Source organism: Lactobacillus delbrueckii subsp. bulgaricus (assembly GCF_046938665.1).
GTDB classification, from domain to species: domain Bacteria; phylum Bacillota; class Bacilli; order Lactobacillales; family Lactobacillaceae; genus Lactobacillus; species Lactobacillus delbrueckii_C.
In genome coordinates this window covers 1-3,694 of record NZ_JBKZCD010000045.1, presented here as the reverse complement: position 1 = coordinate 3,694, position 3,694 = coordinate 1, and the positions used below count along the sequence as shown (strand labels likewise).

Sequence of the window (3,694 nt, the reverse complement as noted above, 5' to 3'; positions counted from 1 at the left end):
ATGCCAGTTGATTACGCATAATGGCAGCTGGCAAAAAGCAGAACAAAAGCTTTCGCTTTACAAATTTAAGTAAAAAGAGGCCGGCAAACCCTATCCCTCTACCCATTGAAATAGGTGGAATCCCGGGCTTGCCAGCCATTGACAATCATTGAATAAGTTGATTTACCTTCAACATTTAGATGGTCTTACATGCCCAACACCACGCCGCCGCCCCAACTATGCATCCCATTAATACTAGCTTGTTTAATTGGTATTTTTCCAAATAGGCAGCTCTCCGTAAAATAAGATCGACAAGTTTAAATTCGAGGAGAGACACATGAGCATTTTTCGAAAAAATACCAGCTTTACAAAGCTTGACGGCAAGATCCTTTTCATCAATGCTAGAGAAAACGCCAATGGCACTACCGCTAGAATGGGCATAGAGTTGCTGGAAGGCAAAGATTACCAAGAGATTGACCTCAGCAAACTAAAAATCTATCAGCTTTCACAGCATTTCCCTGATGATCACTTTGACCAGGTGCTGCAAGCAATTGCTGAAGCCGACACGATTATTCTTGGCTCGCCAATCTATTGGCACAGTATCAGTGGCTACGCGAAGACCTTTTATGAGAGATTGTCGCATGATTCTGACGGGATTCTTCCAGGTAAAAAAATTGGCATTTTCATCCACGGTTCAACACCAGCTGACGCGGTTGCAGCAACCGAAAATCTGATGTATTGGTTTACTCAAGTTGAAGGCATGGTAAACCTTGGCGTCCAAGTAGGGTAGAAATTTTAGCTATAATCTTAACGAATACCAATATACAAGCTAAGTATTCGCCAAAATTATAGCTAAAGGCTACAATAATTATTAAAGTACGTTAGCGGATTTTTACACAGAAAGCGAGAAAAAATGAAAGCAGCATATTTCGATAAAAAAGGCCTGGTCGAAGCCCGTGAAGTTGAAGATGCAACACTTGAACAAGACACCGACGCGGTTATCCGCGTAATTAGAGCTTGCGTCTGCGGATCCGACCTGTGGTGGTTTAGAGGCATTTCTGATCGGCCTAAAGGCACGGTTGGCCATGAAGCCATCGGGATCGTAGAAGCAGTCGGTGACAAGGTTGACAATGTCAAGGTCGGCGATTTCGTTATCGCTCCGTTTACCCACGGCTGCATGAAGTGTAAGATCTGCAAGGCTGGTTTTGACGGCAACTGTCCAAACGTGGAAGTTGGCGGCAACAAGGGTTACCAATCTGAAAAGCTGCGCTTTAAGAATGCCAGCGCCTTGGTAAAAATCCCTGGCCAGCCAAGCGACTACACTGAAGAGCAATTGAATGACCTGTTGACTTTGTCAGACGTTATGGCAACTGGCTACCATGCTGCGGCTAGCGCGGAAGTTAAGCCAGGGGATGCAGTAGCAGTTATCGGTGACGGGGCGGTTGGCTTGTGCGGGGTTATCGCGGCTAAATTGCTCGGTGCTGAAAAGATCATTCTGCTTAGCCACCACGAAGACCGGGCATCCTTGGGCAAGGAATTCGGTGCAACTGACATCGTCAGTGAACGTGGTGAAGACGCGGTAAAGAAGGTTTTGGAACTAACTGACGGCTACGGTGCTGATGCTGTTCTGGAATGTGTTGGGGCAAGCAGCTCTATTGATCAGGCTGGTCAGATTGCCCGTGCTGGCGCGGTTGTCGGCCGGGTAGGGGTTCCGCAAAAAGAACCTGAAACCAACAAGTTCTTCTGGAAGAATGTCGGCTGGCGCGGCGGGATCGCTAACGTCACTACTTACGACCAGGAAGTCTTGCTGGACGCTGTTTTGAAGGGTGAAATCAACCCAGGTAAGGTCTTCACTAAGAGTTTTGACCTTGATCATGTGCAAGAAGCATATGAAGCGATGGATCAACGGCAAGCAATTAAGTCATTGCTGGTCGTGGCAGACAAGTAATTTTTTAAAAAAGAGCATTGGGTGATAAAAATGGCAGAAAAACAAACTGCAGGCCGCGATCACTTGGGTAAGTTAGCACCGAAGTTCGCGGAGCTGAACGATGACGTTTTATTTGGGGAAGTTTGGTCAAGAGAAGACAAATTGTCGGCTAGAGACCGGAGCATGATTACTATTGCGGCACTGTTTTCCGCAGGCTTGTACCCGCAATTGAAAGCCCACTTGGAGCTAGGCAAAAAGCACGGGATCACCAAAGAAGAAGCAGTGGAGATTGTTACTCAGCTTGCTTTCTACTGCGGCTGGCCTAAGGCGTGGAGCACTTTCCCTTTGATTGAAGAAGTCTACGGGGACTAAAGCAGAATATACAAAAGATCGTCAGACCACATGGGTGGAATGACGATCTTTGTTTTTACAGTTTACTTGTAGCGGGAGGTAAAAATCATCGGATGGAGGTAGCCGTCTCTAGTTAACATATACGCGTAAGCTTTATTTCCCTTTAGGTAGAAACTTGTTGCTTTGTAGTCAGTATGTTTAACCCAATAGCCGTTCAGATCAGATTGTTTAACTCTGTCAACTAGTCTAGCTTTCACTTTGGAGTTGCTATCCTTAGTAACATCGAAAATATTTAGTGCTTTACCGGTTTTCAGAGAAAATGTCCAACCACTGATTTCAATCAATTGATCATAATTATAGTCTTTATAACTTCTAATAGAAATAATATTGTTTCTATTATAGGTCACATTGGTACTAACTAGATCATGGATATTATTGGTGGGTGTGTATTCGGAATCCCTAATACTCTTTACCATTTCATACAGGTTTTCTTTAGCAATCACCTCTCTTTTGTAGCTCTTTCGCAAAGTAGCATTAATCTTTTTGATGGCGCTAGATTTCCCTCTTAATTGGGGTAATTGGTAAGAGAATGTAGCTGTTTTTTCGTTTTTAAACGTCTTGCTTTCCTTATAACGCTTGAAATATACTTTAGCAGAACTACTTGCTTGGGCTGTTGTGTTCATTCCTAAGCCAGTAAGTGTTGCAAGTAAAAGAGCCAGGACAATTATGATTTTATTTTTCATGTGTTCAATTCCTCGAAAAAATAAAGTAAGTTGGTGAACTTATTTCCTTCTTATTTGTAGCGTGAAGTAAAGACCGCTGGATGCCGATAGCTAACGAAAGTGAATTCTGTGTAAGCATAAACTTTTCCTTTCTTTATGAAGAAGGGTAGGTTTGCTAGTCCATGCATTTTTATATAAGATTTATCTGCTCCCATTTCAAAGTATTTATCTTTTAGTTTCTTATTTACAGTTGAGCGGCTTTCTTTAGTAACATCGTATAGACGAAGAGATTTACCAGTTTTCAGAGAAAATGTCCATCCTCCGATATCAATGTTTTCAAGTCCATTGGTATTAACTTTTTGGTAGCGTCGAATGGAGACAATGTTGTTTTTGTTATAAGTCACATTCGTTTTGACATTGTTATGGCGTTTTGGTATATCTAGGTTTTCTTCAGATTCTGCGTCTGAGTCTGCTTGCGTATACATATTTTCTTTGCTATTTAGCTCATTCTTATAATCCTTTTGCAGAACGCGATTGATCTTTTTGATAGCCGCTGAGTTTCCCTTTAACTGCGGCAATTGGTAGGAAAATGACGCAGTTAAGTCGTGTGCAAATTTCTTCGTTTCTTTGTATTGCTTGAAATAAACCTTGGCAGAACTGCTTGCTTGTGCCTTAGGGCTCGTTGCCAGACCTACATACAGGGTCAACGCAAGAG

Annotated in this window: 5 protein-coding genes; 3 read left to right on the top strand and 2 right to left on the bottom strand. The window is 42.8% G+C overall.

The genetic code is table 11. The annotated features are described in order from the left end of the window. Positions 1 to 316: 316 nt before the first annotated feature. The 3 genes from ACLUXO_RS10025 to ACLUXO_RS10015 all read left to right on the top strand — a co-directional run bounded on the left by ACLUXO_RS10025 (position 317) and on the right by ACLUXO_RS10015 (position 2,278). A complete protein-coding gene (locus tag ACLUXO_RS10025; RefSeq protein WP_412137427.1) occupies positions 317 to 769 on the top strand; it encodes a flavodoxin family protein in 453 nt (150 codons plus the stop codon). 123 nt (positions 770 to 892) lie between these two features. After that, positions 893 to 1,927 (top strand): zinc-dependent alcohol dehydrogenase family protein, encoded by a 1,035-nt coding sequence (locus ACLUXO_RS10020; RefSeq protein WP_412137426.1) that lies wholly within the window; start codon positions 893 to 895, stop codon positions 1,925 to 1,927. A gap of 30 nt (positions 1,928 to 1,957) precedes the next feature. Continuing rightward, on the top strand, positions 1,958 to 2,278 hold the full coding sequence (locus tag ACLUXO_RS10015; protein ID WP_412137425.1) for a carboxymuconolactone decarboxylase family protein: 321 nt from the start codon (positions 1,958 to 1,960) through the stop codon (positions 2,276 to 2,278). 62 nt (positions 2,279 to 2,340) lie between these two features. Here ACLUXO_RS10015 and ACLUXO_RS10010 read toward each other — a convergent pair whose 3' ends face one another. Together ACLUXO_RS10010 and ACLUXO_RS10005 are read right to left on the bottom strand one after the other, a co-directional pair. Beyond that, on the bottom strand, positions 2,341 to 3,000 hold the full coding sequence (locus ACLUXO_RS10010; protein WP_412137424.1) for a hypothetical protein: 660 nt from the start codon (positions 2,998 to 3,000) through the stop codon (positions 2,341 to 2,343). A gap of 50 nt (positions 3,001 to 3,050) precedes the next feature. After that, positions 3,051 to 3,694: polysaccharide deacetylase family protein (locus tag ACLUXO_RS10005; protein ID WP_412137423.1), on the bottom strand; the 644-nt coding region annotated here is incomplete at its 5' end.

Bases quoted from the DNA above. Each gene is read 5' to 3' on its own strand.
- ACLUXO_RS10025 (WP_412137427.1), top strand. From the start codon at position 317: ATGAGCATTTTTCGAAAAAATACCAGCTTTACAAAGCTTGACGGCAAG.
- ACLUXO_RS10020 (WP_412137426.1), top strand. From the start codon at position 893: ATGAAAGCAGCATATTTCGATAAAAAAGGCCTGGTCGAAGCCCGTGAA.
- ACLUXO_RS10015 (WP_412137425.1), top strand. From the start codon at position 1,958: ATGGCAGAAAAACAAACTGCAGGCCGCGATCACTTGGGTAAGTTAGCA.
- ACLUXO_RS10010 (WP_412137424.1), bottom strand. From the start codon at position 3,000: ATGAAAAATAAAATCATAATTGTCCTGGCTCTTTTACTTGCAACACTT.